The organism is Enterobacter sp. 4974935 (genome assembly GCF_058661735.1).
In genome coordinates this window covers 3,290,226-3,316,607 of the sequence record NZ_JBZWGT010000003.1, presented here as the reverse complement: position 1 = coordinate 3,316,607, position 26,382 = coordinate 3,290,226, and the positions used below count along the sequence as shown (strand labels likewise).

Here is a 26,382-nt window from a genome sequence, read left to right as displayed (position 1 = left end):
ATAAAATATCTTCAGGAAAAGACCGCGTGCGATTATTTGCCCAATTAAGCTGGTACTTTCGTCGGGAGTGGCAACGCTACCTCGGCGCGGTGGCCCTGCTTATTATCATTGCCATTTTGCAACTGATCCCGCCTAAAGTGGTGGGATACGTCGTGGATGGTGTTACGGAACAACATTACACCGCCGCACGGGTGATGATGTGGGTCGGTACGCTGGTGTTGACGGCCGTGGTGGTTTACCTGCTGCGTTATGTCTGGCGCGTGCTGCTGTTCGGCGCGTCCTATCAGCTTGCCGTTGAGCTGCGCGAGGACTTTTACCGCCAGCTGAGCCGCCAGCACCCTGAGTTTTATCTGCGTCATCGTACCGGGGATCTCATCGCCCGCGCCACAAACGATGTGGACCGTGTGGTGTTTGCCGCCGGTGAAGGGGTGTTAACGCTGGTGGATTCCCTGGTGATGGGCTGTGCGGTACTGATTGTGATGTCTACGCAAATTAGCTGGGAGCTCACGCTGCTGGCGCTGCTGCCGATGCCGCTGATGGCGCTGGCGATTAACCGCTACGGCGAGCAGCTCCATGAACGCTTTAAGCTGGCGCAGGCGGCGTTCTCGTCGTTAAACGATCGCACCCAGGAGAGCATGACCAGCATCCGCATGATCAAAGCGTTTGGTCTGGAAGACAGGCAGTCCGCGCTGTTTGCGGCCGACGCCGCCGATACCGGTGCGAAAAACATGCGCGTGGCGCGTATAGACGCCCGCTTTGATCCGACAATCTATATTGCGATTGGCATGGCGAACCTGCTGGCGGTGGGCGGCGGCAGCTGGATGGTGGTGCGAGGCACCATGACCCTCGGGCAGTTAACCAGCTTTGCGATGTACCTCGGGCTGATGATTTGGCCGATGCTGGCGCTGGCCTGGATGTTTAACATCGTTGAACGTGGGAGCGCCGCCTACAGCCGTATCCGCGCCATGCTGGCGGAAGTGCCGGTAGTGAACGATGGCAGCGAGCCGGTACCGGAAGGTCCGGGTGTTCTGAAGGCTGATATCCGCGTCTTTATCTACCCGCAAACGGAACATCCGGTGCTTGAAAACGTCAGTTTCACGCTGCGTCCTGGTCAGATGCTGGGCATCTGCGGCCCGACGGGCTCCGGTAAAAGCACCATTCTGTCACTGATTCAGCGCCATTTTGACGTGAGCGAAGGCGATATCCGTTTCCATGACGTCCCCCTGCCACGTCTGCTGCTGGATGACTGGCGCAGCCGCCTGGCGGTCGTCAGCCAGACGCCGTTTTTGTTTTCAGACACCATAGCCAACAATATCGCGCTCGGGTGCCCGACGGCGACACAGGACCAGATCGAGCATGTGGCGCGCTTAGCCAGCGTCCATGAGGATATTCTGCGCCTGCCGCAGGGCTACGACACAGAAGTGGGTGAGCGGGGCGTTATGCTCTCCGGTGGACAAAAACAGCGTATCTCTATTGCCCGCGCGCTGCTGCTGGACGCTGAGATCCTGATTCTGGATGATGCGCTGTCCGCGGTTGACGGGCGTACCGAGCATCAAATTCTGCATAACCTTCGCCAGTGGGGGGAGGGGCGCACGGTCATCATCAGCGCGCACCGTCTGTCGGCCCTTACCGAAGCCAGTGAAATTCTGGTGCTTCAGCACGGGCATATTGCTCAGCGTGGTCAGCATGAGCAGCTTGCCGGGCAGGCCGGCTGGTATCGGGATATGTACCGCTATCAACAGCTTGAAGCTGCGCTGGATGAGGAGGTCACCGATGCGTAAGTTTGGACAGATGTGGCCGACGTTAAAACGGCTGCTCGCCTATGGCTCACCGTGGCGCAAACCGCTTTCCATCGCCGTGCTGTTACTGTGGATCGCCGCGATTGCGGAGGTGACCGGTCCGCTGCTTATCAGCTATTTTATCGATAACATGGTGGCGAAAAGCTATCTGCCGCTGGGGCTGGTGGCGGGGCTGGGTGTGGCGTATGTCGGGCTACAGCTGACGGCGGCGGGGCTGCACTATGCGCAGTCGCTGCTGTTTAACCGGGCCGCCGTGGGCGTGGTCCAGCAGCTACGCACGGATGTGATGGATGCCGCGCTGCGTCAGCCGCTGAGCGAGTTTGATACCCAGCCGGTCGGGCAGGTTATTTCGCGCGTCACCAATGACACCGAGGTGATCCGCGACCTTTATGTGACCGTTGTCGCAACGGTTCTGCGCAGTGCCGCATTGATTGGCGCGATGCTGGTGGCGATGTTCAGTCTGGACTGGCGGATGGCGCTGGTGGCGATCGCTATTTTCCCGGCGGTGCTGATTGTGATGGTAATTTACCAGCGCTACAGCACGCCGATTGTTCGTCGCGTGCGCGCTTACCTTGCAGATATCAATGATGGCTTCAACGAAGTGATCAACGGCATGAGCGTTATCCAGCAGTTTCGCCAGCAGGCGCGTTTTGGCGAGCGAATGGGAGAAGCCAGCCGCTCGCACTATATGGCGCGGATGCAGACGTTACGTCTGGACGGCTTCCTGTTACGCCCGCTGCTGAGCCTCTTCTCTGCGCTGGTGCTGTGCGGGATGTTGATGCTGTTTGGCCTGACGACGCGCGGAACCATTGAGGTGGGAGTGCTGTACGCGTTTATCAGTTACCTTGGCCGTCTTAACGAACCGCTGATTGAACTCACTACGCAGCAATCGATGCTGCAACAGGCGGTAGTCGCGGGTGAGCGTGTGTTTGAGCTGATGGACAGGCCGCGTCAGACCTATGGCGATGATGAACGTCCGCTGGAAAGTGGATCCATAGCGTTTGATCATGTCTCGTTTGCCTACCGCGACGATCAGCTTGTCTTGCAGGATATCAACCTCGAGGTACCGTCGCGCGGTTTTGTCGCCCTGGTTGGGCATACCGGCAGCGGCAAAAGCACGCTCGCCAGTTTGCTGATGGGCTACTATCCGTTGACGCAGGGGGAGATCCGTCTGGATGGACGGCCTCTTTCCGCGCTTAGCCACAACGCGTTGCGTAAAGGCGTCGCGATGGTGCAGCAGGATCCGGTAGTGCTGGCGGATACCTTTTATGCCAACGTGACGCTGGGACGATCTTTCACGCCTGAGCAGGTATGGGAGGTGCTGGAAACGGTGCAGCTGGCAGATCTGGCGCGCGGGTTAAGCGAGGGGATCAATACCCGGCTGGGCGAGCAAGGCAATAACCTCTCTGTCGGGCAAAAGCAGCTCCTGGCGCTGGCGCGCGTGCTGATTGAGACGCCGCAGGTGTTGATTCTGGATGAAGCGACCGCAAGCATCGACTCCGGTACCGAACAGGCGATCCAGCTGGCGCTGGCTGCCGTGCGGGATCGCACTACGCTGGTGGTGATCGCTCACCGCCTCTCAACGATCGTCGATGCCGATACCATTCTGGTGCTGCACCGTGGCCAGGCCGTTGAACGGGGTACGCACAAAGCGCTGCTCGAGGCGAAAGGACGCTACTGGCAGATGTATCAGTTGCAGCTGGCAGGCGACGAGCTGGCCGCCAGCGTGCGCGAGGAGGAGTCGCTCAGCGCCTGATGCACCATAACAAGGCAATGCGCTAACAGTCTTAACCGTTGGTGCAAAACTGAAACGCACCCTGCACTGCCATGGTGCGTTTTTTTTCACCCCTTCGCGGCGCATGCGCGCCGCGGCGCTTTCCTCCTCACATTTCACTTCTGGCACACCCTTTGCAATATACCTCTCGTGTTAGCTGCGGCCATTACCGAATTCTGACTGGAGGGGATATATGAAGCTGGTTACGGTGGTAATCAAACCATTCAAACTCGAAGACGTGCGTGAAGCGCTGTCTTCCATGGGTATTCAGGGACTGACTGTCACCGAAGTGAAAGGCTTTGGGCGTCAGAAAGGTCATGCCGAGCTTTATCGCGGGGCGGAATACAGCGTTAACTTCCTGCCAAAAGTGAAGATTGATGTGGCGATTGCCGACGATCAGCTTGATGAGGTGATTGATGTCGTCAGCAAAGCGGCCTACACCGGAAAAATTGGCGACGGCAAAATTTTCGTTGCCGAACTACAGCGCGTCATTCGCATCCGTACCGGCGAATCTGACGAAGCGGCGTTGTAAGTAACTCCTGGCACACAGTGATAGGGATCGAGAAAATGATGAAAGCAACAATGAAAACAGGTCTGGGTTCGCTGGCACTGCTGCCGGGCCTGGCAATGGCTGCACCTGCTGTGGCAGACAAAGCCGATAACGCCTTTATGATGATTTGCACCGCGCTGGTGCTGTTCATGACGATTCCGGGGATCGCGCTGTTTTACGGCGGCCTGATCCGCGGCAAGAACGTACTCTCCATGCTGACGCAGGTTGCCGTCACGTTCGCGCTGGTGTGCGTGCTGTGGGTGGTTTACGGTTACTCGCTGGCCTTCGGGGAGGGCAACGCCTTCTTCGGCAACGTTAACTGGGCGATGCTGAAAAATATCGAACTGACCGCGGTAATGGGCAGCTTCTATCAGTATATTCATGTCGCGTTCCAGGGCTCATTCGCGTGCATCACCGTGGGGCTGATTGTGGGCGCGCTGGCTGAGCGTATCCGCTTCTCTGCGGTACTGATTTTCGTGGTGGTCTGGCTGACGCTCTCCTATGTCCCGATTGCGCATATGGTCTGGGGCGGTGGTCTGTTGGCTTCCCATGGCGCTCTGGACTTTGCGGGCGGTACCGTTGTTCACATCAACGCCGCCGTAGCAGGTCTGGTAGGCGCATACCTGATTGGTAAGCGCGTGGGCTTCGGGAAAGAAGCATTTAAGCCGCACAACCTGCCGATGGTCTTTACCGGCACCGCCATCCTCTACTTTGGCTGGTTCGGCTTCAACGCAGGTTCAGCCAGCGCCGCTAACGAAATCGCCGCGCTGGCCTTCGTGAATACCGTGGTGGCAACTGCCGGGGCCATCCTCTCATGGGTATTTGGCGAGTGGGCCGTTCGCGGCAAGCCATCCCTGCTGGGTGCCTGTTCTGGGGCGATTGCCGGTCTGGTAGGTATTACGCCAGCATGCGGTTACGTGGGCGTGGGCGGCGCATTGCTGATCGGTATCGTCGCGGGTCTGGCGGGGCTGTGGGGCGTTACCGCACTGAAACGTATTCTGCGCGTTGACGATCCGTGTGATGTATTCGGCGTACACGGTGTGTGCGGCATTATCGGCTGTATCATGACCGGAATCTTTGCTGCACAATCTTTGGGCGGCGTAGGTTATGCTGAAGGCGTGACCATGATGCATCAGGTGCTGGTCCAGCTTGAAAGTATCGCGATTACGGTTGTCTGGTCGGGAGTTGTAGCTTTTATCGGCTACAAGCTGGCCGATATGACCGTGGGGCTGCGCGTACCGGAAGAGCAGGAGCGCGAAGGTCTGGACGTCAACAGCCACGGCGAGAATGCGTACAACGCATAATTTGAGTGCCTTGCCGGGTGGTGGCTTCGCCTTACCCGGCCTGAAAAAGTGAAATTTGCAGGCCCGGTAAGCGTAGCGACCGGGCTTTTTACCTCACCCGCGATTACGCATCACACCTTCCTGCACGGTAGAAGCCACCAGCACACCATCCTGGGTGTAAAACTCCCCGCGAACAAAACCGCGTGCGCTGGACGCAGAGGTACTTTCTACGCTGTAAAGCAGCCACTCGTTCATATCGAAAGGACGATGGAACCACATGGAATGGTCAATCGTGGCGACCTGCATCCCTTTTTCCAGGAATCCCACGCCGTGCGGCTGTAGCGCAACCGGCAGGAAGTTGAAATCCGACGCATAACCCAGCAGATACTGATGCACGCGCAAGTCTGCCGGTACGCTGCCGTTGGCGCGGATCCACACCTGGCGGGTGGGCTCAGCAGTATGCCCCTTCATTGGGTTATGAAATTCGACCGGGCGGATCTCCAGCGGTTTATCGCACAGAAACTTCTCTTTTACCTGCGGCGGCAGCAGATGTGCGAGTGCGCGGGCAATTTCGGTTTCCGATTTCAGATCGTCCGGCGATGGGGCAGACGGCATCTGTTTTTGATGCTCATAGCCCGGCTCTGGCGCCTGGAAGGAGGCGGTCATGTAGAAGATGGGTTTCCCATGCTGGATGGCCGCCACACGGCGAGCGCTGAAGCTTTGGCCGTCACGCAGAACTTCCACGTCGTACACAATCGGTTTAGCGCTGTCACCGGGGCGTAAAAAGTAGCTGTGGAATGAGTGCACCAGACGGTCTGCCGGAACGGTCTCCTTAGCGGCATATAGCGCTTGCCCCACGACCTGGCCCCCAAAAACCTGGCGTAAGCCTAAATCTTCGCTCTGTCCGCGAAAAAGCCCTTCTTCTATTTTTTCCAGGTTCAGCAATGTCAGCAGATTGTTCAGTGCCTGACTCATAGTGGTCCTCAATAAACGCCGTGGCGAAAGATACGCTGAGTATAACGCAGAAACGATAGTGGTCCGATGGGTAGAATTATCTTAATACCTGGGCAAAATTAGGCATAAATCCGTGATTTGTGCCACACTTGTTTACGTTATGTGAATAAAACGACATCGGATGGGATCGATCCCGCCGGTGCATTGATGATAAGGAGACTTCAATGAAACTCGTGCCTATGTTAAGCGGTGTTGCAATGGCGGTGGCGTTGTCCGCCTGTGCGGATAAGAGTGCCGATGTAGCGGTGCCAACGGCGACCCCAAACGGGATTAACACCCTTTCACAGCAAGCTATTCGACAGCCTAACGTGTCCGGTACCATCTGGATCAAACAGAAAGTCGCTCTGCCGCCGGACGCGGTTTTAACGGTCACGTTATCCGATGCGTCTCTGGCGGATGCACCGTCTAAAGTCCTTGCACAGCGTGCAGTTCGTACAGAGGGTAAACAGGCGCCGTTCAGCTTTGTGCTGCCGTACAACCCGTCTGACGTTCAGCCTAACGCGCGTATCCTCCTGAGCGCGGCGGTAACGATCAACGATAAGCTGGTCTTTATCACCGATACCGTGCAGGAAGCGGTCAACAAAGGGGGCACCAAAATCGACCTGACCCTGGTCCCGGTGCAGCAGACTGAAGTGCCTGTGGCAACGCAGACCAATCAGCCGACCTTGCCTACACCGCCAACACAGTTGTAACTTTCTTTCGCCCTCTTCATCTTGACGGGAGAGGGCGTCAGTATTCCCAGCGATACTTCTGCATATCTATCTGTCCCGTCCCGGACACCTGCACCCCTTCTGAGAGTAATGCCTGACGCTGGCGCTGCAAGTCTGGCCCGGTGAGGGAAATGGCACCATGGCGATTAACGACCCGGTGCCATGGTAACGTACTTCCCTCCGGAAGCCTTCTTAGCACGCCGCCAACCTGACGCGCTGCGCGCGGAGAGCCCGCCAGTCGGGCGACTTCCCCATAGGTCGTAACACAGCCTTCCGGAATCGAGGCCACGATTTGCCACACTCGCTGTGGGAAAGAGTCGTGTTCGTCCATTGTTTCTCCAGCGGGAATTCAGCGAAGGGTAATGTTATACGAAGATAAAGAAGATTGTCGGGTCAGTTTGCGCAATAATCCAGCATCCAGTTGCCAGCGGCTTGCAATTGAGGTGCTCCACAGGGATAATGCGCCAGCGCGTTGGTTATCAACGCTCTCAATGGGGGCTCTGTTGGTTCTCCCGCAACGCTACTCTGTTCACCAGGTCAGGTCCGGAAGGAAGCAGCCAGGGCAGACGACGTGGGTGCCGGGATGTAGCTGGCAGGGCCCCCACCCATTTGTGTTCTTCTCTGAAGTTTCCCCCTATATAAACCTTCTCAATTATGTGCCTATTTTGTTCGTGCAATATCTCCTTCATTGAACTGAAATAATAATGTCATAAACCTGTAATAATAGACTGTCATTTTATTATCGGGCGTCTTTTTGTTGTCATAAGCAAAAAAATATATATCTGGATAACAAACTTATCTTCGTGTATTAAATTAAACACGTGTTCCGAAAGGATGTGACAATCATGGTAACTGCGGTTTTAAACGTTAAAATTGATGAAGCGCTAAAAGAAAGACTCCGCCACTATGCGGAAGACAATAATGAGAATTTAAGCGTGACCACAGAGAAACTGCTGCTGCTGGCATTTGAAGCAGTAGAAGAGGCGGGAGTATCGGAAGAGGATGTTGATAATCAGCATACGGAAGAAGAGAGCGTAAATCCATTTACTCCTAAAGAAATCAAAGCACTACGTAAACTTCTGAAGAAGAGAAAATGAAACAACAACTATCGACTGCCAGCGATTACAACGAGGCCTGCAATCTGTTACGTTCGGGCTATGTGAAACATGTTCGTCTTGGCTGGAATGTCGGAAGCGATGAGTTCTTTCGAATTGCGTCTGACTGGTGTGATACCGGTGCGAAAATAAAGAAAGAAGGTGAAAATTTCATTATTTCGCTGAAAGGCTTCCCGATTCCTCCTCAACATTAAGTTGTTCTTCATGAAAACAGCTGACTGCATGCGTTACAGTCAGCTGTTTTTATTGTTTCTGGCGAATAATTTACACCAGGCTCCGTTTTACTGGCGGTGTACTTTTATTTAAGGCAAGCCACAGCGGTTTGATACGCAGTAATGCCTCTTCAAGTTCTGGCGAATTGAGTGAGAAGGGCATACGCAGGTAGCGGTCAAACGCGCCTGAAAGCCCAAAGCGCGTGCCGGTGCCCATAATGATGCCTGTCGTTTCCGCACGTGCCGCCAGTTGAGTCGCCAGCATGCCGGGTAGTTCAATCCAGTATGAAAGTCCTCCCTCCGCTTCCTGAAACCGCCATTCGGGGAAATGCTCCCGTAACATCTGGCCGCAGCGGTCACGCCGTTCTGCCAGCATTTCCCGCCGGGCAGGCAGGAAGGTTTCACTGTTTTCGATAAGCCACAGCGTGGCCAGCTGTTCCAGCACCGGAGAGCCCAGATCCAGCGTGTCGCGCGTCTGTGCGAGCGTGGCGATAGTGCGGGACGAGGCGCGGATCCAGCCGAGACGAAGCCCACCCCAGAAGCTTTTGCCTGCGGAACCCAGCGTAATCACCGCGGCCTCCGGGTTAAAGGCGGCCAGCGGCGGCGGCGGGGGAGCATCGAACCAGAGATCGACCATGGTTTCATCCACCACCAGCGTGGTGCGGGTTTGCGCGGCGATGTCGGTTATGCTCTGACGCGTCGCGGCATCCATGCAGCGCCCGGTCGGATTATGAAAATCCGGCATTAGATAGGCCAGACGCGGGGCTGTCTGGGCAAGCGTTGCGGCAAAACCATCGGTATCCCAGCCCGTTTCTGGCAGCGAGACGCCCACGGGCCGACATTGCGCCCCCTGAATCGCGGCTATCGCCAGCGGGTAGGTGGGATGATCCACCACCACGCGATCCCCGGGCCCGGTCATCATTCTTAAGATTAGGGCGAAGCCGCTGACGGCACCGTTCACCACCATCACTTCGTCTGCCCGGGTGGGCAGACCGCGTGCGGTGTAGCGGGCGGCGATAGCTTCACGCAGCGCTGGAAGCCCAAGCTGATCGTACCCGGTCAGCGCCAGATTCGGCGTAATGGTCGTCAGCGCGTGGGTGTAGGCCTGATGGATCTCTGGCCCTGCGTTGAGCGCGGCGGTTGAGAGATCCAGCGCCGCGCTGGCAGTGGAAAGCGTGGGCACGGCCCGGCTGTCTGGCAGGATCGCCCGGGAACCGCTGCCGTGACGGCTCTCCAGAAAACCCTCTTCACGCAGATGCGCCAGCGCGCTGCTGATGGTGGTGCGGCTGACGTCCAGTGCGGCGGCCAGTTCCCGCTCTCCGGGCAGGCGCGTGTTTAGCGCCAGCCTGCCATCCAGAATTAACAGGCGTAACGCGTCAGCCAGCTGGCGCCACCGCGGGGTGCGGGAAGAGGTTTGTTGCCAGTGCCCTAACAGGCGAACCAGAGACTGGCTTCCAAAACGACGTGATGACATGTGCAGTCCACTATTTGAAAACTGGACATTAATCATAGTGCCATTTTCAGCGAAGATGGAAGCTGGTTCTTCGGAGAAGAGAAAATGGTGCGTCGTCTGGTACAACTTTATGTCGGTTTAGCCCTTTACGGACTTTCAACCGCGATGTTTATTCGTTCGGATCTGGGTGTTGATCCCTGGAATGTTTTTCACCTTGGCGTCGCCATCCAGGCCGGAATGAGCATCGGCACGGTGATGATTTTAACCGGGGCTGCGGTGCTGCTGCTATGGATCCCGCTGCGTCAGCTTCCGGGGCTGGGTACGGTCAGTAACGTGATTTGTATTGGCCTGGCGGCAGATGCGTCAATGGCATTGATCCCGGAACTCACCTCGCTGCCCGTGCGCATCACCCTGCTGGTTTCCGGCATTGTGGTTAACGCCCTTGCCACCGGAATGTATATCGGCGCGGGTTTTGGCGCAGGCCCGCGCGACGGTCTGATGACCGGCATACACGCCCGGCTGGGCTGGTCGATCCGCAGCGTGCGTACCGCAATCGAGGTGACCGTGTTGATCGTCGGCTATCTCCTCGGGGGAGCGTTTGGCGTCGGAACCGTGCTGTATGCGTTAACCATCGGCCCGCTGATCCAGCTTTGTTTGCCGTGGTTTCGCCAGAGACCGCGCATGCAGAAAGCCGCGCAGCCGGAGCGGATTGCTTAATTTTGCGAAGCGCTCACAGGCTATAATGGCGTAACTGTGTCAGAATAGTGACTACCTTTTACGACGCCAGAATCTATGAAAGCGATCACTCTTTATGACGTTGCCCGCGTAGCGGGCGTTTCTTATCAGACCGTTTCCCGGGTGATTAACGACGCGGAACACGTTTCTGCCCGTACGCGGGAAAAGGTCCGACAGGCCATGGCGGCGCTACACTATGTACCTAACCGTGGCGCACAGCAGCTGGCCGGAAAACGCACCCGCACGCTGGGGCTGATGACCAGCGATCTGGCGCTGCATGCGCCGTCGCAAATCGCCTCAGCTGTAAAATCCCGGGCAGTGGAGCAGGGGGCTGGCGTGCTCATCTCTATGGTGGAGCAGCCCGCGCAGTGTCAGGCTGCTTTGCAGGAGTTACTGGCGCAGCGCGTGGAGGCGCTGCTGGTGAACGTTCCGCTGGAAGATGCTCAGGCAGAAATGCTTCAGGAAATGGCCTCGCCGACCCCGGTTCTTTTTCTTGATGTTTCCCCCACAGCTCGGGTTAACAGCCTCGTTTTCAATGCTGAACAGGGCGCTGGCCTGGGGGCGGAGCATCTGCTTTCGCTGGGGCACCGGCGAATTGCGCTGCTCGCCGGGCCGGAAAGTTCTGTCTCTGCCCGGGCTCGCCTGGCGGGATGGAAAACTACGCTGGCTCAGGCTGGCGTGGAGGCGTATGCGGTGGCGCAGGGCGACTGGAGCGCGGCTTCAGGCTACGAGAAAGGGCATCAGCTCCTGGCGGGCGCGCAGCTGCCGGAGGCGATCCTTGTGGCGAACGATCAGATGGCGCTTGGCGTTTTACGCGCCTGTGCGGAAAAAGGCGTTGCGGTACCGGGGCAGATCTCGGTTGTCGGGTTTGATGATACGGCTGACAGCGCGTGGTTTTCCCCTCCGCTGACCACCGTTCGGCAGGCGTTCCGCGAGGCCGGTGAACGCAGCGTGGAGTGGCTCCTGGCAACTGCCCGTCACGCCGAACCCTGGCAACAACAACTTCCCGTTACGTTGATCGTTCGTCATTCCACCGCGCCGCGCGCCGTACAACAGGCCGATCGTGAAGAGCTGGCGCAACAGCTAAGAACGCTGGCGCTGCTGGCGGAGAAACTGGCGCGCAGCTAGCGCTTTTGTGATCGTGCTCGCCTGGTGACGATCAAAGTCTTTACCGCCACCGTTTACCATGGCATGTTGACTAAAATTGTGAGCGATTCGCAAAGAGGTTGATATGTCTTCCACATTGCCGCTGACCCTCAGCGCAATTCTGGCTCGTCGTGACTGGGAAAACCCGGGCGTGACGCAGTGGAATCGTCTGGCCGCACACGCGCCTTTTCATAGCTGGCGCGATGAAACCCTCGCCCGGGAGGATAAGCCTTCGCTGAGCGAGCGTCTGCTTAACGGCATCTGGCGATTCAGCTTTTTCCCGGCACCAGAGCAGGTGCCCGAGGCATGGGTAACGGACGATCTGTCTGATGCCGTTGAGATGCCCGTGCCGTCGAACTGGCAGATGGAGGGATTCGATACCCCCATCTACACCAACGTCACCTATCCGATAAATGTGAACCCGCCCTATGTACCGGCTGAAAACCCAACCGGTTGTTACTCGCTCACATTTGAGATGGATGATGCCTGGCTGCTCAGCGGGCAAACCCGCATTATCTTTGATGGGGTGAATTCAGCTTTTCATCTGTGGTGTAACGGCCAGTGGATGGGCTATTCCCAGGACAGCCGTCTGCCTGCGGAGTTCGACCTCAGCGCGGTGCTGCGACCGGGGCAGAACCGCCTGGCGGTGATGGTGTTACGCTGGTGCGACGGAAGCTACCTGGAAGATCAGGACATGTGGCGGATGAGCGGCATTTTCCGTGACGTCTCGCTGCTGCACAAGCCGGAAACGCAGATTGCCGATTATCAGATCGTGACTGATCTGAATGCCGAATGCGATCGGGCGCTGCTCCGGGTTGACGTTGCGCTGGAAGGCTTACGCTATGCCGAATGCGAGGTGGCGTTTACCCTGTGGCGTAACGGCGAAGCCTGCGCGCAAATCACGCAACAGCCCGGATCGGCCATCGTGGACGAACGCGGCAGTTGGGCGGAGCGGCTCACGGTGGCGATACCCGTGAACAATCCCGCGCTGTGGAGCGCTGAAACACCGGAACGCTATCGTTTGACCATGTCGCTTCGGGATGTGCAGGGCAACATGCTGGAGACTGAAGCCTGCGATGTCGGTTTCAGACGCGTCGAAATCAGCAACGGTCTGCTGAAGCTTAACGGCAAACCGCTGCTGATCCGCGGCGTGAACCGTCATGAACATCATCCTGAGAAGGGGCAGGTGATGGATGAGGCGACCATGCGCCGCGACATCCAACTGATGAAGCAGCATAACTTCAATGCCGTGCGCTGCTCGCATTATCCGAATCACCCTCTGTGGTACACGCTTTGCGATCGCTACGGCCTGTACGTGGTCGATGAGGCGAATATTGAAACCCATGGCATGGTGCCGATGAGCCGCCTGGCGGACGATCCGCGCTGGCTGCCTGCCATGAGCGAACGCGTCACGCGTATGGTGCAGCGGGACCGGAATCATCCGTCCATCATCATCTGGTCCCTGGGGAATGAGTCCGGGCATGGGGCGAATCACGATGCGCTGTACCGCTGGCTGAAAACCACCGATCCCACGCGGCCGGTGCAGTACGAAGGCGGGGGGGCCAGTACGGCGGCAACTGATATTATTTGCCCGATGTATGCCCGCGTCGATCAGGATCAGCCGTTCCCGGCGGTGCCAAAGTGGTCGATTAAAAAGTGGATTGGTATGCCGGACGAAACCCGTCCGCTGATCCTGTGCGAGTATGCCCACGCGATGGGTAACAGCTTTGGCGGCTTTGCCAGCTACTGGCAGGCATTCCGCAGCCATCCCCGGTTGCAGGGCGGCTTTGTCTGGGACTGGGTCGATCAGGCGCTGACGAAAAAAGCGGAAGACGGCACGGCATTCTGGGCCTACGGCGGCGATTTTGGCGATAAGCCCAACGATCGTCAGTTCTGCCTCAACGGGCTGGTGTTTCCCGATCGCACCCCGCATCCCGCCCTTTACGAGGCACAGCGTGCCCAGCAGTTCTTTACCTTTACGCTGGTGAGCACCGCTCCGCTGGTCGTCGATATCCAGAGCGATTATCTGTTCCGTCATACTGACAACGAGAGTCTGCGATGGTCGGTGGCGCGTGACGGTGCGGTGTTGGCTTCCGGCGAAATAACCCTTTCTGTTGCGCCCCAGGGAACACAGCGCGTTGAGATCCCGCAGACTGAATTCGGCGCTGAACCGGGCGAGGTCTGGCTCAACGTGGAGATCGTTCAGCCGCAGGCCACGCCGTGGTCGCCGTCCGGCCACCGTTGTGCCTGGGATCAGTGGCCGCTCCCGGCTCCGCTGTACCTTACGCCACCGAAAGCAGACGGAACCCCACCACAGTTAACGGTGCAGGAAGAGGTGCTGGACATCACTCATCAGCAGCAGCGCTGGCAGTTTAGCCGTCTCACCGGCAACCTGACCCAGTGGTGGAACGCGGGCGCTGAAACGCTCCGTTCCCCGCTAACGGATAACTTTACCCGGGCGCCGCTGGATAATGACATTGGCGTCAGCGAGGCGACCCGCATCGATCCGAACGCGTGGGTGGAACGCTGGAAAGCGGCAGGGATGTATGAGATATCCTCGCGCCTTATCCAGTGTGAAGCGGAACAGCATGCCCGTGAGGTGGTGGTGACCACGCAGCACGTCTGGGAGCATCAGGGTAAAGCGCTGTTTATCAGCTACAAGGTCTGGCGGATTGATGACCACGGGTTACTGCACGGTGATGTGCAGGTGACGGTGGCGTCTGACATTCCTGAACCCGCTCGCGTGGGCCTGAGCGTTATGCTGGCGGATATCCCGCAAACGGTGCGCTGGCTGGGGCTGGGCCCGCTGGAGAACTATCCGGACAGAAAACTGGCGGCGCAGCAGGGGCGCTGGGCGTTACCGCTGGACGCCATGCAGACGCCGTATATCTTCCCGACGGAGAACGGTTTACGCTGCGACACCCGTGAGCTGACGTTTGGCTCACATCACTTCCAGGGACAGTTCCATTTCTCCCTGAGCCGTTACAGCCAGCAGCAACTGCATACGACAACGCATCACCATTTGCTACGGGAAGAGGATGGCTGCTGGTTGAATCTTGATGCGTTCCACATGGGCGTGGGGGGGGACGACTCATGGAGCCCGAGCGTAGCACCCGCCTTCATTCTGCAAAACCGTCGGCTGCGCTACACGTTTAGCTGGCAGCAGAACGGCTGAGCCGAAACGTGCGGCCACTGTCGTGACCGCACGTAACACCGCGTAATGGGTTTATTTCCTGAGGTTGTGCTCGGCCCAGCGAATGAAATCTTCTTTAGGCAGCGCCTTGCTGAAATACCAGCCCTGTCCGTACTGCACGCCGTGGCGATGCAACCATTCGAGCTGCCCTTCAGTTTCAATGCCTTCTGCGACCATCGCCAGCTTAAGCGATTTGGCCATTTCGATGATGTGGGGAGTCACGTTCTTATACTCCAGCGCGTCCACAAAGGATTTATCAATCTTCAGGGTATCGACATCAAGATCCTGCAAATAGCTCAGGCTGGAGTAACCCGTACCAAAATCATCAATGTAGATGGCATGCCCGGAGCGCCGAAACGCAGCGATGGCAGGGGCGCTGACGGCAGGATCGGCAAAGCCGCGCTCGGTCAATTCAAGGGTGATCTGGCGCGGGTGGACGCCCCATTTGTTGAGCAATTGACTCAGCAGGCGAGGCAGCTCGGGGGACGTTAAATCGGCTGGCGCAAGGTTGACAGAAATGTGCAGTTCCGGGTGATGATGCAGCCAGGCACCTAAATCCTCAAACACCTTATTCACCACCAGCTGTGTCAGCGTTGAAATAAGCCCCGTCTGCTCCGCCAGGGGAACAAAGAGATTAGGCGACAGGTCACTGCCATCTGGCTGCGGCCAGCGCATCAGCGCTTCTGCACCCACCAGTTTTCCACTGCATAGCGCCACAATGGGCTGATAGTGAACCTCGATCTCCCGGTTGTTGATCGCGTCGATCAGCCGGTTACGCGGGGAAAGCAAACGGCGGAGGATGCGAAGCACAATAAGGGCTGCAACCAGGCTTATCAGTATGCCAGCCGGTAGCCAGATGATCAGCTGCTGATGCCAGGATGCCGCGAGCGGTTTTAACGATGCCCAGGCAATAACCGTAAGCCCCAGTTCTGGCACCGGTTTCAACACGTACATCGAGCCGTTGTATTGCACGCGCTTAACGTCCTGCTGCTCCTTAACGACAGAAAGAATATACGGGTCGAGAATATTGCTTCTGGCAAATATCCGATGGGTTTCGCTTCCCACCAGGGCGGCATCCATCGAAATGTCACCGAACGGGACAACATCCACAAGCGACGCCGGATCGACCATTACCAGATAATGTCCTTTCCCCAGAACGGCCATATAACGGTGAATGCCGAGGTCGTTTTGCGAGGTGAGCCACGCGCTATATCCGTCTGCGGTGATCCGCATCGGGGGCGGTAAGATCGCCGTATTACTGGATTGTTCCAGAGAGGAGCAGAGCGGCTTCAGGTTATCGATATACATCACTTCCTGAATATAGCGCCATGAGAACGCGACACGACGCATTTCGCGTAAGTGCGGAGGAGTGCAGGGCGGGGCGTTGAACAACTGTAGGTGCGTGAGCGCCTGTTTTGCCTGCGCAACGACTCTGTCGGTACGGATCAGGGCGCGCGAGGCATATCTATCCAGTGCATCCACAAATTTCGCCTCTGCCTGACGATGCGCCAGCCAGATACTGAGGCACACAGGGACCAGCACAGAGAAGATCAGTACGCCTGTCACCAGGCTGACCAGATGTCGGGTTCGCATGCTGCTGTATCCTTTCCATATGCCCGACCAGGGCATGGAGTTTGCGCGCCAGAGGAAAAATTTTTTATCGCTAAATGATATAGTTATAGCATGTAACAGTCTCTGGCAGTATTTGAAAACCTTTCAAAAACAGGCTGTGCGTCACAGGGGTTGTTTTTGCAGCAAAGCTCAGATAGTATTTTGTTATGTTATAACAATACATGAAGGCCAGAGATGAAACCGAATATCCATCCAACCTATCGCACCGTTGTGTTTCACGACACCACGGCTAATGAATATTTTAAAGTTGGCTCAACGATTAAGACAGACCGTGAAATTGAACTTGAGGGGAAAACGTATCCCTACGTTACTCTTGATGTCTCCTCTAAATCACATCCGTTTTATACCGGGAAGCAGAAGACCTTCTCGACGGATGGCAGCGCGGCACGCTTCCGCAAGCGTTTTGGTGGCTTTCTTGATGCGAAGCGAGGCTAATCATGCAGGTGCTTAACTCATTGCGCAGTGCAAAACAGCGTCACCCGGATTGCCAGATAGTCAAACGCAAGGGACGCTTATACGTGATTTGCAAATCTAACCCGCGCTTTAAGGCGGTGCAGGGGCGTAAAAAAAGACGCTAGACGCGCATTTCTCGCCAGCTTTCCAGGGATCTTTTCTGTTTGCCATCGACGGTAAAATTGTCGGTGGCAAGCCAGCTTTCAAACGCGCTCGCCAGCGCTGACCACTCTTTGTCGAGAATTGAAAACCAGTCGGTGTCCCGGTTTCGGCCTTTAATGACCAGCGCCTGGCGAAAACGCCCTTCAAACTGAAACCCAAGACGCAGGGCCGCTTTGCGGGAGGGTTCGTTCAGGCTGTTGCACTTCCATTCATAACGTCGGTAGCCCAGGGTATCGAACACGTACCGCATCAGCAGATACTGCGCTTCTGTCGACATGGGCGTGCGGCTTAACAGTGACGAGAAGTGAACATGTCCCACTTCTACAACGCCGTTTTTAGGATCGATCCGCATAAGGGACAGCGTCCCGACAGGAGATTGGGTCTGGTTATCGATAACGCTAAAGTGGATGGGATCGGATAATTTGCTCACGCTCGCCACCCATTCGGCAAACTCTTCTGCGGTGGCATCGGGTTCACGCAGCAGCCACGTCCAGCTTCGGGTATCTCCGGCCAGGGAATACGCAGAGAACAACGCGTGGGCATGCTCCACGCGCAGCGGCTCAAGCCGACAATAGCGACCCTGAAGTACCACCCGGGACGGGTACGGGCGAGGCTGCCAGTCGGTAAGGCTTTCCCCTACAGGTTGTCCAAACTCATTGAATATACTCATCTTTATTTCCACGATGTTGAAAAGATCTCCAGATTAGTGAATTACTGGTTCCTTAAAAAGAACCACCAGGCTATGTTTTGCTGGTACCACGAGGAGGTAAAGATGAATATACCGGGTGATGAGCTATACACCTTGCTCCATGCTGCGCTGAAAAAACGTGGGGAAGAAACGCTCCAGCGCGCGCTCTACCTTGCTTTGCGGGAGGCCATACTGTGCGGAAGGCTTCGGTCCGGCAGTCATTTGCCCGGCTCGCGAACGCTGGCGCAGCAGATCTCGGTGTCCCGAAACACCGTTAATGCGGCGCTGGACCAGCTCACGCTCGAAGGTTATTTGCTGCGTAGCCGCCAGGGTACGCGGGTGGGGCAATTCGCTCATCGTACGATTGCCCGGACATTACCGGACCCGGACGTCAGGCTGACAAAACGTGTTGCCCTGCTGCCCGCGCCTGTGCCGCGCGACACTCCGGTGATGGCATTTACGCCAGGAACGCCTGCCATCAACTATTTCCCCTTGCCGCTGTGGCGGCGGTTATACGATCGCGTCCTGCGCGAGGAGGGGAGCGCCCTGTTAGGGTATGGCGACCCGGCCGGCGAGCCGACGCTACGGGCCGCCATTGCCCGCCATCTTGCGCTCTCCCGCGGCATTGACTGCGATGCCAGCCAGATTGTGATAACCGAAGGGGCACTGGAGGGCGTCAATCTGTGCACGATGCTGTTAAGCGAGCCGGGGGATGTCGCCTGGGTTGAAAATCCCGGCTATAGCGGCGCTAAAAGCGCTTTCGTCAAAACCGGCCTGGCGATGAGCGGCATACCGGTTGATGACGAGGGGATGTGCTGGGAAGGGTTGTGTGCGCCTTCACCCACGCTGATTTTTACCTCGCCATCGCATCAGTTCCCTTACGGAAGCGTGCTCAGCGCGCGGCGGCGTCTGGCGCTGCTGGAACTGGCCCGGCAGCACAGCGCGTGGATCATTGAGGACGATTACGACAGCGAATTCCGTTATGCCGGTGAGCCCGTACCGGCGATGCTGGGAATGGTCAACAATGCGCCCGTTGTGTATCTGGGAACGTTCAGCAAAACGCTGTTTCCGTCGCTCAGAATGGGGTTCATGGTATTACCGCCAGCGCTGGCGAAGGCAGCGCGTCCGGCCATCGGCTCGCTACTGCGCGGCGGGCATCGCGCTGAACAGCGCACCCTGGCGCTATTTATTGAGGAAGGCCACTATGCGCGACATCTTGCCGCCATGCGCCGACTTTATCGTAAGCGATACCGCCAGCTGCGGGAGGTGCTAAGCGCAGAGCTTCATACGCCGCACCGTGTTCTTGCCGGAGAAGGAGGGATGCACCTGGCGCTGGCGATTGACGGTATCGACGACCAGCGGCTGGTGGAGCAGGCAAGAGCGTTTCAGCTGGCACCCGCTGCACTGAGCGGGTACTACCTTGAGACGACGCAGGGGCAAACCGGTCTGGTTTTAGGTTACGGCAATACCTCTGCTTCGCAGTTTGCGCCGGGTATTCGACGTCTTCAGGCGCTCATTACACAGCAGCGGGGCGGGAAAGGGTAAAGACATCATAAAAAGAGAGCTGGCCCTTAGTGATGACCATTTTCTGCAACTTCTCTTTTTGCCCGGCTTCGACAGCCGGCGAGTGCAGGATGCTGTCGATCAGCTCCTTCGGCACGTAACGCGTGTTGTACCACTCCCCGTTGTAGCAGACGCGGAAATCGAGTACGTCGATATCTTCATACCGGTAACGCGGATTGACGTCGAAAAAGAAAAACGCGTTAAACACCACGAACAGCACAACCAGCAGCCAGACGGAATCGACCAGCGTTTCAGACTTCAGCATGACGATAAGCGTTGCCAGCCAGGCGGCGTACATGGCGACGAACAATCCGGGATGTTTGCGAATAAAGCTGATGCTAAAGCGCGGACGATTGTCGCGCTTTTCGCGGGTATTGAGCTCGTCGATGGTGGCGGTAAGCAGGCGCTGTATCTCTGTCATTTTTTGCCTTTATGATTGTTAAAAATACAGGTGATCTGCCTATTTTATGAGAGGGGTTTATGCGATGAAAGTAACAGTTATGCCAGGAAAAAGCATAACAGTTACTCAGGATGCGCTTAGATCATTTTAATGATTTTCGCCGGATTCCCGCCCACTACCGCATTGGCCGGCACGTCTTTGGTCACTACCGCGCCGGAAGCGATAACCGCATTATCGCCAATGGTCACGCCCGGATTAATCACCGCGCGTCCGCCGATCCAGACGTTATGGCCTATGGTGACCGATTTACCGTACTCCAGCCCGCTGTTACGTTCGGTCGCGTCCAGAGGATGCGTGGCCGTATAAATGTGCACCCCCGGTGCGAGCATACAGTTATCGCCAATGCGGATAGGGCAGACGTCCAGCATGACGCAGTCGAAGTTGGCGTAAAAATTGTTGCCCAGATAGATGTTATAGCCGTAGTCGCAGCGGAAGCTCGGCTCAATATAAGCGCCTTCGCTTTGACCCAGCAGGTCAGCTAATAAGGCGCGACGTTCGGCCTTCTCATCGGGTGCGGTATGGTTATAGCGGTGAACAATATGACGAGCGCGTAAACGGTCAGCCCTCAGCGTGTCATCGCCGGGGCGATAATATTCACCGGCAATCATCTTCTGTTTTTCTTCACTCATGGGAACCTCTCTGGAATCGTTTTACGTAGCGTAAAGAGGATTAGCCAGAAAGGGAACGTTCCCTAAAAGTGGCTGTGACAGGAGTCACAACATTCTTGCGTATAAATACGTTTTATACGGGGACCTGGCGTTTGCACTTGAAGCGTAATACGAAAGGTAAATTCAGCTTAACAACGGGCGTAGTGCCTTAAAGTCTCTCTTCAACGACTAACGAACAAATTTCCATACCGAAGAGGGGATCTTGTCATAGAGTTTATTCATGGTCAGTTCAGCAAGACGATGGTCGGCAGCTGAATAAAATACCGCCAGTTCATTATCAGACAGCTCGTATTTATTTTTCTCAATAACACGCTCGAGCGTGTCAATTGACTGACAGCGTCGCAGGCGCATCAAATAATCGACTTTAGTTAATGGTTTATCAGACATAAAATTCACCTTAGTATTTGTAATAATTTTAACAGGAAAGACTAACCGGATTAGCTCTGCTGACATTCGTGAAACAGCGAAATAGACGGTTTCCTGATTTACGCCATTTCTGCAAATCCTGTGCGTTAATGCCGTAGCTGCTGAACAACATAAAGGTGTCGTCCAGGTATTCATCAATTTGCTCTATCAACTTATTATCTTCATTGTACTTAATTTTATAATTAAGTGCGAAGGTTGCGATATGCTCGATCAGCTCATTAAGCTGTAAATTGATAGCAGACGTTGGATCGTTCACCCAGCCATGGTTACTTTCTTCAAGATTGGCAAGGCAGTCATGGTACAAGGATTCGCAGAGAAATTTCAACTGCGCGATATCATGCCTTTTTGGCGAGTACTCGTCCATAGCGCATCCCCTTCTGAGTGATTTTTTACTCACCGAACATCATGTCGGGATGGATACAACTTGCTTAGCCACACGGGAGCTGGGTTCCTGATAACACTAACTATAAGCCACTCTGATCAGGATTTCACCGCGCTATTACGAAAAATTACAATTAAAACGTTTCCTTGCGAGCGCTTACGCAAATGTGACCTCAGACGCGAACACTTTTATCGAGAGAAACCCTTTTTTTAATCCGTTCCTTAAGATTCATTGAGTTAGCGCAATGTTTCAATTGAAGTCCGGATTCAGATGTCTTCGGCATTTACGATGATTTAGGATTTGTCCGAATATTTTAGGCGATGAATTGATATAAAAAGAATGCTGAATTCTACGATTAGCTTATCGGATTATTATGATAAGTCTTATCAGGACGGGTGAAAATAAATAAAACGACAATAAGACTATTTTATGAATTTTTCTGAAAATGAAAAGGCCGCAAATGCGGCCTTTTTATCATGTGAAACCGGTATCAGTGATGTTCTACCGAATGATTGTGCTCCACATCTTCATTTTTGCGGCTAAAGCGGCGACGTACCACCACGAAGAACACCGGTACAAAGAAGATGGCGAGAACGGTCGCAGTGACCATACCACCCATTACACCGGTACCTACCGCGTTCTGTGCGCCGGAGCCTGCGCCTGAGCTGATAACCAGCGGCATAACGCCGAGGATAAACGCCAGGGACGTCATCAGGATTGGACGCAGACGCATACGAACGGCTTCAAGCGTTGCTTCAATCAGGCCTTTACCTTCTTTCTCCATCAGATCTTTGGCGAATTCGACGATAAGTATCGCGTTCTTCGCCGACAAGCCAATGGTTGTCAGCAGGCCCACCTGGAAGTAAACGTCGTTAGTCAGCCCACGGAAGGTTGCGGCAAGCAGCGCACCGATAACCCCCAGCGGAACCACGAGCATAACGGAGAACGGAATCGACCAGCTCTCATACAATGCCGCCAGACACAGGAACACCACAATCAGTGAAATGGCGTACAGGGCAGGGGCCTGGTTACCGGACAGACGTTCCTGATAGGACATACCGGTCCAGTCGTAGCCAATACCCGCAGGCAGTTTGCTGGCCAACTCTTCCATCAGGTTCATGGCTTCACCGGTGCTTCGGCCCGGCGCCGCCTGACCGAGGATCTCCATCGATGGCAAGCCGTTATAACGCTCCAGACGCGGCGAACCGTATTCCCAGCGCGAAGTTGAGAAGGCGGAGAACGGCACCATCTGGCCATCGCTGCCGCGAACGTACCAGTTGTTGATATCGTTCGGCAGCATACGGTATTGCGCTTCGGACATGACGTACACTTTCTTCACGCGACCACGGTCGATGAAGTCGTTGACGTAGCTGCCACCCCAGGCTGCACCCAGCGTGGTATTGATGTCACTGATGGACACACCCAGCGCCTGTGCTTTTTCCTGGTCGATATCGATCTTGTACTGCGGCGTATCTTCCAGACCGTTAGGACGCACGCCCACCAGCAGGTCAGGGTGTTTAGCCACCTCGCCAAATAGCTGGTTACGCGCCTGAGTCAGTTTTTCGTGGCCCAGACCGCCCTGGTCAATCAGCTGGAAGTCGAAGCCGGTCGCCGTACCCAGTTCAACAATCGCTGGCAGGTTAAAGGCGAAGACCATCGCATCTTTAATCTGTGAGAAGGTACCCATGGCCCGGTTGGTAATGGCTTCAACTTTGTTCTCATCACCCGGGCGTTCGGACCAGTCTTTCAGAGAAACGAAGGCAATACCGGTGTTCTGACCACGACCCGCGAAGCCAAAGCCGTTAACCGCAAACACGGATTCGACGTTGTCTTTCTCTTTGGTCAGGAAGTAGTCGGTCATCTCATCCAGCACTTTTTGCGTACGTTCTTGCGTCGCACCCGCCGGAAGCTGAGCCATGCTCAGGAACACGCCCTGGTCTTCATCTGGCAGGAACGAGCTTGGCAGACGAACAAACAGGAAAGCCATGCCCACCACGATGATGATATAGAGCAGCAGATAACGACCGGTGCTGCGCAGGATGTTCCCCACGCTGTCGGTGTAGTGATGCGTACTCTTATCAAACATGCGGTTAAACCAGCCGAAGAACCCTTTGTGCTCGCCGTGGCCACCTTTCTTAATCGGCTTCAGCATGGTCGCACACAGGGCTGGCGTCAGGATCAGGGCTACCAGCACCGACAGCGCCATCGCGGAAACGATGGTAATAGAGAACTGACGGTAAATCGCACCGGTTGAACCACCGAAGAAGGCCATCGGGATAAATACCGCAGACAGAACCATCGCGATACCGACCAGCGCGCCCTGGATCTGGCCCATTGATTTACGGGTTGCTTCCTTCGGCGGCAGGCCTTCTTCCGCCATCACACGCTCAACGTTTTCGACCACTACGATGGCGTCATCCACCAGCAGGCCGATGGCGAGCACCATCCCGAACATCGTCAGGGTGTTTATCGAATAGCCAAATATCGCCAGAACCGCGAAGGTGCCGAGCAGTACAACCGGCACGGCGATGGTTGGGATCAGCGTTGCGCGGAAGTTTTGCAGGAACAGGTACATTACCAGGAAGACGAGGATGATCGCCTCAACCAGGGTTTTTACCACTTCGTGAATCGAAATTTTAACGAACGGCGTGGTGTCATACGGGTAAACAATTTTCAGACCTGACGGGAAGAAAGGTTCCATCTTCTTCAGTTCTGCACGGATAGCCGTCGCGGTGTCCAGGGCGTTCGCCCCAGTCGCCAGTTTGATACCTAAACCGGAAGCCGGTTTACCGTTGAACTTCGCAATAACGTCGTAGTTCTCGCCACCCAGCTCCACTTTCGCCACGTCACGCAGGCGAACCTGCGAACCGTCCTGATTCACCTTCAGCAGAATTTTACTGAACTCATCCGCCGAGGTCAGACGCGTTTGCGCGATGATAGACGCGTTAAGCTGCTGGCCTTTCACCGGCGGCGTGCCGCCTAACTGACCGGCTGCAACCTGGGCGTTTTGCGCTTTAATTGCGCTGATCACGTCAACCGGGGTCAGCTGGAAGTTGTTCAGCTTATTCGGATCCATCCAGATACGCATCGCGTACTGTGAACCGAACAGCTGAACGTCACCCACACCAGACGTACGGCTGATGGCGTCCTTCATGTTGGCGCCCACGTAGTCGGAAATATCTTCCTGCGTCATGGTGCCATCGGTGTTAATCACGCCGACAACCATCAGGAAGCTACTGGACGATTTCTCGACGCTCACACCCTGTTGTTGCACTTCCTGAGGCAGCAGGGGCATCGCCAGCTGCAGTTTGTTCTGCACCTGAACCTGCGCAATGTCCGCATCCGTACCTGATTCAAAGGTCAGGGTAATCTGAACTGTACCGGTTGAGTCACTGTTTGAGGACATGTACATCAGGTTATCGATACCGTTCATGTTCTGTTCGATAACCTGCGTAACGGTGTCCTGCACCGTTTTGGCATCAGCGCCCGGGTAGGTTGCGGAGATCGTCACTGCCGGCGGCGCAATCGTTGGATATTGCGCAACAGGCAGCTTCAGGATCGCAAGTCCCCCGGCCAGCATGATGATAATGGCGATCACCCACGCAAATATGGGGCGATCGATAAAGAAATTAGGCATGTCTTAACGGCTCCTGTTTAAGTTAAGACTTGGTTTGTTCTGACTGGCCAGCGGCCGACGCTTGTTGTTTGTCGTCAGATTTCACTTCCTGAGCTTTGACCTGCGCGCCAGGACGAACTTTTTGCAAACCAGTAATAATCACGCGATCGCCATCTTTCAGACCTTCCGTTACCAGCCACTTGTCGCCAATCGCCTGCGTTGCAGTGATATTGCGTGTTTCGACTTTGTTATCGGCACCCACAACCAGCGCGCTCGCATCGCCGCGTGGCGTACGGGTCACACCTTGCTGCGGAACCAGAATGGCGCTTGGGTTAGTCCCTTCTTCAAGACGGGCGCGTACGAACATACCCGGCAGCAGGGTTTTATCCGGATTCGGGAAAATAGCCCGGATGGTGATAGAGCCGGTGGTCTGATCGACGGTCACATCAGAAAATTCCAGTGTGCCTGTCTGTGAGAACTTGATACCGTCGTTGGTAACCAGTTCAACTTTGGCTTTACCGTTTTCCTGTTTCAGTTGTCCGCTGGCAAGCTCCTGTTTGAGACGCAGGAAATCGTTGCTGGACTGTGTAACGTCAACGTAGATCGGGTCAAGCTGCTGCACGGTGGCCAGCGCGTTGGTTTGACCGTTCTGCACCAGCGCACCTTCGGTGACGGCTGATTTACCAATACGACCACTGATAGGGGAGGTCACTTTGGTGTAGGCGAGGTTAATACGCGCGGTTTCTACCGCCGCTTTCGCCGCCACAACGGCTGCATTGGCTTGCTGTGCATCGGCCAGGGCAGAATCGTAATCCTGTTGGCTGATGTACTGCGTGCCGAGCAGTTTCTTGTAACGATTCAACGTCAGTTGCGAAATTTTGGCTGCCGCTTCTGCTTTCGCCAGATCGCCTTTAGCGCTCTCATAAGACGCCTGATAGGTTGCTGGATCAATCTGATAAAGAGACTCACCTGCTTTCACATCACCGCCTTCGGTGAAGTTACGTTTCAGGATGATACCGCTCACCTGCGGACGTACTTCTGCAATGCGATAGGCGCTGGTGCGGCCCGGTAGTTCTGTTGTCATCTGGAGAGGTTCGGATTTGAGCGTCACGACGCCAACTTCTGGCACCTGCTGAGCTCCTTGTTGAGCCTCTTTGTCGTCACATCCTGTAAGCGCTAAGCTGCCTGAGAGCATCAGAACGACCGCCAGAGGCGTTAACCCTCTGTTTTTGTTCATATGTAAACCTCGAGTGTCCGATTTCAAATTGATCAAGGGTCCTGAGTCTAAAAACCCATTGCTGCGTTTATATTATCGTCATGCTATGGTACATACATTCATAAATGTATG

Annotated in this window: 24 protein-coding genes and 1 other RNA gene; 14 read left to right on the top strand and 11 right to left on the bottom strand. The window is 55.7% G+C overall.

The features are described 5' to 3' along the window. Positions 1-26 precede the first annotated feature (26 nt). From AC4OVS_RS17190 to amtB, 4 genes are all read left to right on the top strand, one after another. Entirely contained in the window at positions 27-1,781 is a 1,755-nt protein-coding gene (locus AC4OVS_RS17190; protein WP_045307882.1) for a SmdA family multidrug ABC transporter permease/ATP-binding protein, read from the top strand. After that, positions 1,774-3,555: a SmdB family multidrug efflux ABC transporter permease/ATP-binding protein gene (locus AC4OVS_RS17185; protein WP_023299457.1), complete on the top strand. Its 1,782-nt coding sequence runs from the start codon at positions 1,774-1,776 to the stop codon at positions 3,553-3,555. Before AC4OVS_RS17190 ends, AC4OVS_RS17185 begins: the two co-directional genes overlap by 8 nt. Positions 3,556-3,766: 211 nt before the next feature. Continuing rightward, entirely contained in the window at positions 3,767-4,105 is a 339-nt protein-coding gene (gene glnK / locus AC4OVS_RS17180) for a P-II family nitrogen regulator (RefSeq protein ID WP_006809867.1), read from the top strand. Between the two features lie 35 nt (positions 4,106-4,140). Further along, positions 4,141-5,427, top strand: a complete 1,287-nt coding sequence (gene amtB, locus AC4OVS_RS17175) for an ammonium transporter AmtB (protein WP_022647257.1) — start codon at positions 4,141-4,143, stop codon at positions 5,425-5,427. A gap of 93 nt (positions 5,428-5,520) precedes the next feature. On the opposite strand, the gene tesB is transcribed toward amtB, so the two are convergent. Further along, on the bottom strand, positions 5,521-6,381 hold the full coding sequence (gene tesB / locus AC4OVS_RS17170) for an acyl-CoA thioesterase II (protein ID WP_022647258.1): 861 nt from the start codon (positions 6,379-6,381) through the stop codon (positions 5,521-5,523). A gap of 203 nt (positions 6,382-6,584) precedes the next feature. Here tesB and AC4OVS_RS17165 point away from each other — a divergent pair, with 203 nt between their 5' ends. Then, complete coding sequence (locus tag AC4OVS_RS17165) at positions 6,585-7,112, top strand: YbaY family lipoprotein (RefSeq protein WP_022647259.1); 528 nt, start codon at positions 6,585-6,587, stop codon at positions 7,110-7,112. Between the two features lie 37 nt (positions 7,113-7,149). Here the strand turns inward: AC4OVS_RS17165 and AC4OVS_RS17160 are convergent, their stop codons facing one another. Further along, positions 7,150-7,461, bottom strand: coding sequence for an MGMT family protein (locus AC4OVS_RS17160; RefSeq protein WP_022647260.1), 312 nt, complete (start codon positions 7,459-7,461; stop codon positions 7,150-7,152). A gap of 170 nt (positions 7,462-7,631) precedes the next feature. Here AC4OVS_RS17160 and ffs point away from each other — a divergent pair. The 3 genes from ffs to AC4OVS_RS17145 all read left to right on the top strand — a co-directional run bounded on the left by ffs (position 7,632) and on the right by AC4OVS_RS17145 (position 8,439). Beyond that, positions 7,632-7,728, top strand: an RNA gene (ffs, locus tag AC4OVS_RS17155) — signal recognition particle sRNA small type. Between the two features lie 247 nt (positions 7,729-7,975). Then, positions 7,976-8,227, top strand: a complete 252-nt coding sequence (locus AC4OVS_RS17150) for a hypothetical protein (RefSeq protein ID WP_022647261.1) — start codon at positions 7,976-7,978, stop codon at positions 8,225-8,227. Then, on the top strand, positions 8,224-8,439 hold the full coding sequence (locus AC4OVS_RS17145; protein WP_006809861.1) for a hypothetical protein: 216 nt from the start codon (positions 8,224-8,226) through the stop codon (positions 8,437-8,439). Before AC4OVS_RS17150 ends, AC4OVS_RS17145 begins: the two co-directional genes overlap by 4 nt. Positions 8,440-8,509: 70 nt before the next feature. Here AC4OVS_RS17145 and yczR read toward each other — a convergent pair whose 3' ends face one another. Then, on the bottom strand, positions 8,510-9,931 hold the full coding sequence (gene yczR, locus AC4OVS_RS17140) for a MocR-like transcription factor YczR (RefSeq protein WP_045622302.1): 1,422 nt from the start codon (positions 9,929-9,931) through the stop codon (positions 8,510-8,512). A gap of 84 nt (positions 9,932-10,015) precedes the next feature. On the opposite strand from yczR, the gene yczE reads away from it, so the two are divergent. From yczE to AC4OVS_RS17125, 3 genes are all read left to right on the top strand, one after another. After that, positions 10,016-10,627 (top strand): membrane protein YczE, encoded by a 612-nt coding sequence (gene yczE, locus AC4OVS_RS17135; RefSeq protein ID WP_022647263.1) that lies wholly within the window; start codon positions 10,016-10,018, stop codon positions 10,625-10,627. A 75-nt stretch (positions 10,628-10,702) separates the two neighbouring features. Further along, complete coding sequence (locus tag AC4OVS_RS17130; RefSeq protein ID WP_063163460.1) at positions 10,703-11,773, top strand: LacI family DNA-binding transcriptional regulator; 1,071 nt, start codon at positions 10,703-10,705, stop codon at positions 11,771-11,773. A gap of 103 nt (positions 11,774-11,876) precedes the next feature. Then, entirely contained in the window at positions 11,877-14,966 is a 3,090-nt protein-coding gene (locus AC4OVS_RS17125; RefSeq protein WP_491922591.1) for a beta-galactosidase, read from the top strand. Between the two features lie 51 nt (positions 14,967-15,017). On the opposite strand, the gene AC4OVS_RS17120 is transcribed toward AC4OVS_RS17125, so the two are convergent. Beyond that, the gene (locus AC4OVS_RS17120; RefSeq protein ID WP_022647266.1) at positions 15,018-16,577 is read right to left on the bottom strand and encodes an EAL domain-containing protein; all 1,560 of its coding nucleotides are present in this window, start codon (positions 16,575-16,577) and stop codon (positions 15,018-15,020) included. A gap of 213 nt (positions 16,578-16,790) precedes the next feature. Here AC4OVS_RS17120 and AC4OVS_RS17115 point away from each other — a divergent pair, with 213 nt between their 5' ends. Both AC4OVS_RS17115 and ykgO read left to right on the top strand, forming a co-directional pair. Next, positions 16,791-17,051 carry a type B 50S ribosomal protein L31 gene (locus tag AC4OVS_RS17115; RefSeq protein ID WP_015571255.1) on the top strand — a complete coding sequence of 87 codons (261 nt, stop codon included), beginning with the start codon at positions 16,791-16,793 and terminating at the stop codon, positions 17,049-17,051. Between the two features lie 2 nt (positions 17,052-17,053). Beyond that, positions 17,054-17,194: a type B 50S ribosomal protein L36 gene (ykgO, locus tag AC4OVS_RS17110; RefSeq protein ID WP_003859006.1), complete on the top strand. Its 141-nt coding sequence runs from the start codon at positions 17,054-17,056 to the stop codon at positions 17,192-17,194. Here the strand turns inward: ykgO and AC4OVS_RS17105 are convergent. Beyond that, a complete protein-coding gene (locus AC4OVS_RS17105) occupies positions 17,191-17,901 on the bottom strand; it encodes a GNAT family N-acetyltransferase (RefSeq protein WP_023299462.1) in 711 nt (236 codons plus the stop codon). The genes ykgO and AC4OVS_RS17105 overlap by 4 nt on opposite strands. 102 nt (positions 17,902-18,003) lie before the next feature. Between AC4OVS_RS17105 and pdxR the strand changes: the two genes are divergently transcribed. Continuing rightward, positions 18,004-19,464 carry a MocR-like pyridoxine biosynthesis transcription factor PdxR gene (gene pdxR / locus AC4OVS_RS17100; protein WP_023299463.1) on the top strand — a complete coding sequence of 487 codons (1,461 nt, stop codon included), beginning with the start codon at positions 18,004-18,006 and terminating at the stop codon, positions 19,462-19,464. Here pdxR and AC4OVS_RS17095 read toward each other — a convergent pair. From AC4OVS_RS17095 to acrA, 6 genes are all read right to left on the bottom strand, one after another. Then, on the bottom strand, positions 19,436-19,903 hold the full coding sequence (locus tag AC4OVS_RS17095) for a YlaC family protein (RefSeq protein WP_022647269.1): 468 nt from the start codon (positions 19,901-19,903) through the stop codon (positions 19,436-19,438). The two genes, pdxR and AC4OVS_RS17095, sit on opposite strands and share 29 nt — an antisense overlap. Positions 19,904-20,019: 116 nt before the next feature. Beyond that, positions 20,020-20,571: a maltose O-acetyltransferase gene (gene maa, locus AC4OVS_RS17090; protein ID WP_022647270.1), complete on the bottom strand. Its 552-nt coding sequence runs from the start codon at positions 20,569-20,571 to the stop codon at positions 20,020-20,022. A 207-nt stretch (positions 20,572-20,778) separates the two neighbouring features. Then, the gene (gene hha, locus AC4OVS_RS17085) at positions 20,779-20,997 is read right to left on the bottom strand and encodes a hemolysin expression-modulating protein Hha (protein ID WP_015571250.1); all 219 of its coding nucleotides are present in this window, start codon (positions 20,995-20,997) and stop codon (positions 20,779-20,781) included. 28 nt (positions 20,998-21,025) lie between these two features. Beyond that, on the bottom strand, positions 21,026-21,400 hold the full coding sequence (gene tomB, locus AC4OVS_RS17080) for an Hha toxicity modulator TomB (protein WP_006809850.1): 375 nt from the start codon (positions 21,398-21,400) through the stop codon (positions 21,026-21,028). A gap of 508 nt (positions 21,401-21,908) precedes the next feature. After that, positions 21,909-25,055: a multidrug efflux RND transporter permease subunit AcrB gene (acrB, locus tag AC4OVS_RS17075; RefSeq protein WP_023299464.1), complete on the bottom strand. Its 3,147-nt coding sequence runs from the start codon at positions 25,053-25,055 to the stop codon at positions 21,909-21,911. 22 nt (positions 25,056-25,077) lie between these two features. After that, a complete protein-coding gene (acrA, locus tag AC4OVS_RS17070) occupies positions 25,078-26,271 on the bottom strand; it encodes a multidrug efflux RND transporter periplasmic adaptor subunit AcrA (protein WP_022647272.1) in 1,194 nt (397 codons plus the stop codon). Between the last annotated feature and the right edge of the window lie 111 nt (positions 26,272-26,382).

What these genes read in the sequence shown, in the direction of transcription:
- AC4OVS_RS17160 (WP_022647260.1), bottom strand. Translation starts at nt 7,461, where the DNA reads ATGGACGAACACGACTCTTTCCCACAGCGAGTGTGGCAAATCGTGGCC.
- amtB (WP_022647257.1), top strand. Translation starts at nt 4,141, where the DNA reads ATGATGAAAGCAACAATGAAAACAGGTCTGGGTTCGCTGGCACTGCTG.
- AC4OVS_RS17145 (WP_006809861.1), top strand. Translation starts at nt 8,224, where the DNA reads ATGAAACAACAACTATCGACTGCCAGCGATTACAACGAGGCCTGCAAT.
- maa (WP_022647270.1), bottom strand. Translation starts at nt 20,571, where the DNA reads ATGAGTGAAGAAAAACAGAAGATGATTGCCGGTGAATATTATCGCCCC.
- AC4OVS_RS17125 (WP_491922591.1), top strand. Translation starts at nt 11,877, where the DNA reads ATGTCTTCCACATTGCCGCTGACCCTCAGCGCAATTCTGGCTCGTCGT.
- acrB (WP_023299464.1), bottom strand. Translation starts at nt 25,055, where the DNA reads ATGCCTAATTTCTTTATCGATCGCCCCATATTTGCGTGGGTGATCGCC.
- ykgO (WP_003859006.1), top strand. Translation starts at nt 17,054, where the DNA reads ATGCAGGTGCTTAACTCATTGCGCAGTGCAAAACAGCGTCACCCGGAT.
- AC4OVS_RS17120 (WP_022647266.1), bottom strand. Translation starts at nt 16,577, where the DNA reads ATGCGAACCCGACATCTGGTCAGCCTGGTGACAGGCGTACTGATCTTC.
- yczR (WP_045622302.1), bottom strand. Translation starts at nt 9,931, where the DNA reads ATGTCATCACGTCGTTTTGGAAGCCAGTCTCTGGTTCGCCTGTTAGGG.
- tomB (WP_006809850.1), bottom strand. Translation starts at nt 21,400, where the DNA reads ATGGACGAGTACTCGCCAAAAAGGCATGATATCGCGCAGTTGAAATTT.
- AC4OVS_RS17105 (WP_023299462.1), bottom strand. Translation starts at nt 17,901, where the DNA reads ATGAGTATATTCAATGAGTTTGGACAACCTGTAGGGGAAAGCCTTACC.
- pdxR (WP_023299463.1), top strand. Translation starts at nt 18,004, where the DNA reads ATGAATATACCGGGTGATGAGCTATACACCTTGCTCCATGCTGCGCTG.
- AC4OVS_RS17115 (WP_015571255.1), top strand. Translation starts at nt 16,791, where the DNA reads ATGAAACCGAATATCCATCCAACCTATCGCACCGTTGTGTTTCACGAC.
- glnK (WP_006809867.1), top strand. Translation starts at nt 3,767, where the DNA reads ATGAAGCTGGTTACGGTGGTAATCAAACCATTCAAACTCGAAGACGTG.
- hha (WP_015571250.1), bottom strand. Translation starts at nt 20,997, where the DNA reads ATGTCTGATAAACCATTAACTAAAGTCGATTATTTGATGCGCCTGCGA.
- AC4OVS_RS17185 (WP_023299457.1), top strand. Translation starts at nt 1,774, where the DNA reads ATGCGTAAGTTTGGACAGATGTGGCCGACGTTAAAACGGCTGCTCGCC.
- AC4OVS_RS17165 (WP_022647259.1), top strand. Translation starts at nt 6,585, where the DNA reads ATGAAACTCGTGCCTATGTTAAGCGGTGTTGCAATGGCGGTGGCGTTG.
- tesB (WP_022647258.1), bottom strand. Translation starts at nt 6,381, where the DNA reads ATGAGTCAGGCACTGAACAATCTGCTGACATTGCTGAACCTGGAAAAA.
- AC4OVS_RS17150 (WP_022647261.1), top strand. Translation starts at nt 7,976, where the DNA reads ATGGTAACTGCGGTTTTAAACGTTAAAATTGATGAAGCGCTAAAAGAA.
- yczE (WP_022647263.1), top strand. Translation starts at nt 10,016, where the DNA reads ATGGTGCGTCGTCTGGTACAACTTTATGTCGGTTTAGCCCTTTACGGA.
- AC4OVS_RS17130 (WP_063163460.1), top strand. Translation starts at nt 10,703, where the DNA reads ATGAAAGCGATCACTCTTTATGACGTTGCCCGCGTAGCGGGCGTTTCT.
- acrA (WP_022647272.1), bottom strand. Translation starts at nt 26,271, where the DNA reads ATGAACAAAAACAGAGGGTTAACGCCTCTGGCGGTCGTTCTGATGCTC.
- AC4OVS_RS17095 (WP_022647269.1), bottom strand. Translation starts at nt 19,903, where the DNA reads ATGACAGAGATACAGCGCCTGCTTACCGCCACCATCGACGAGCTCAAT.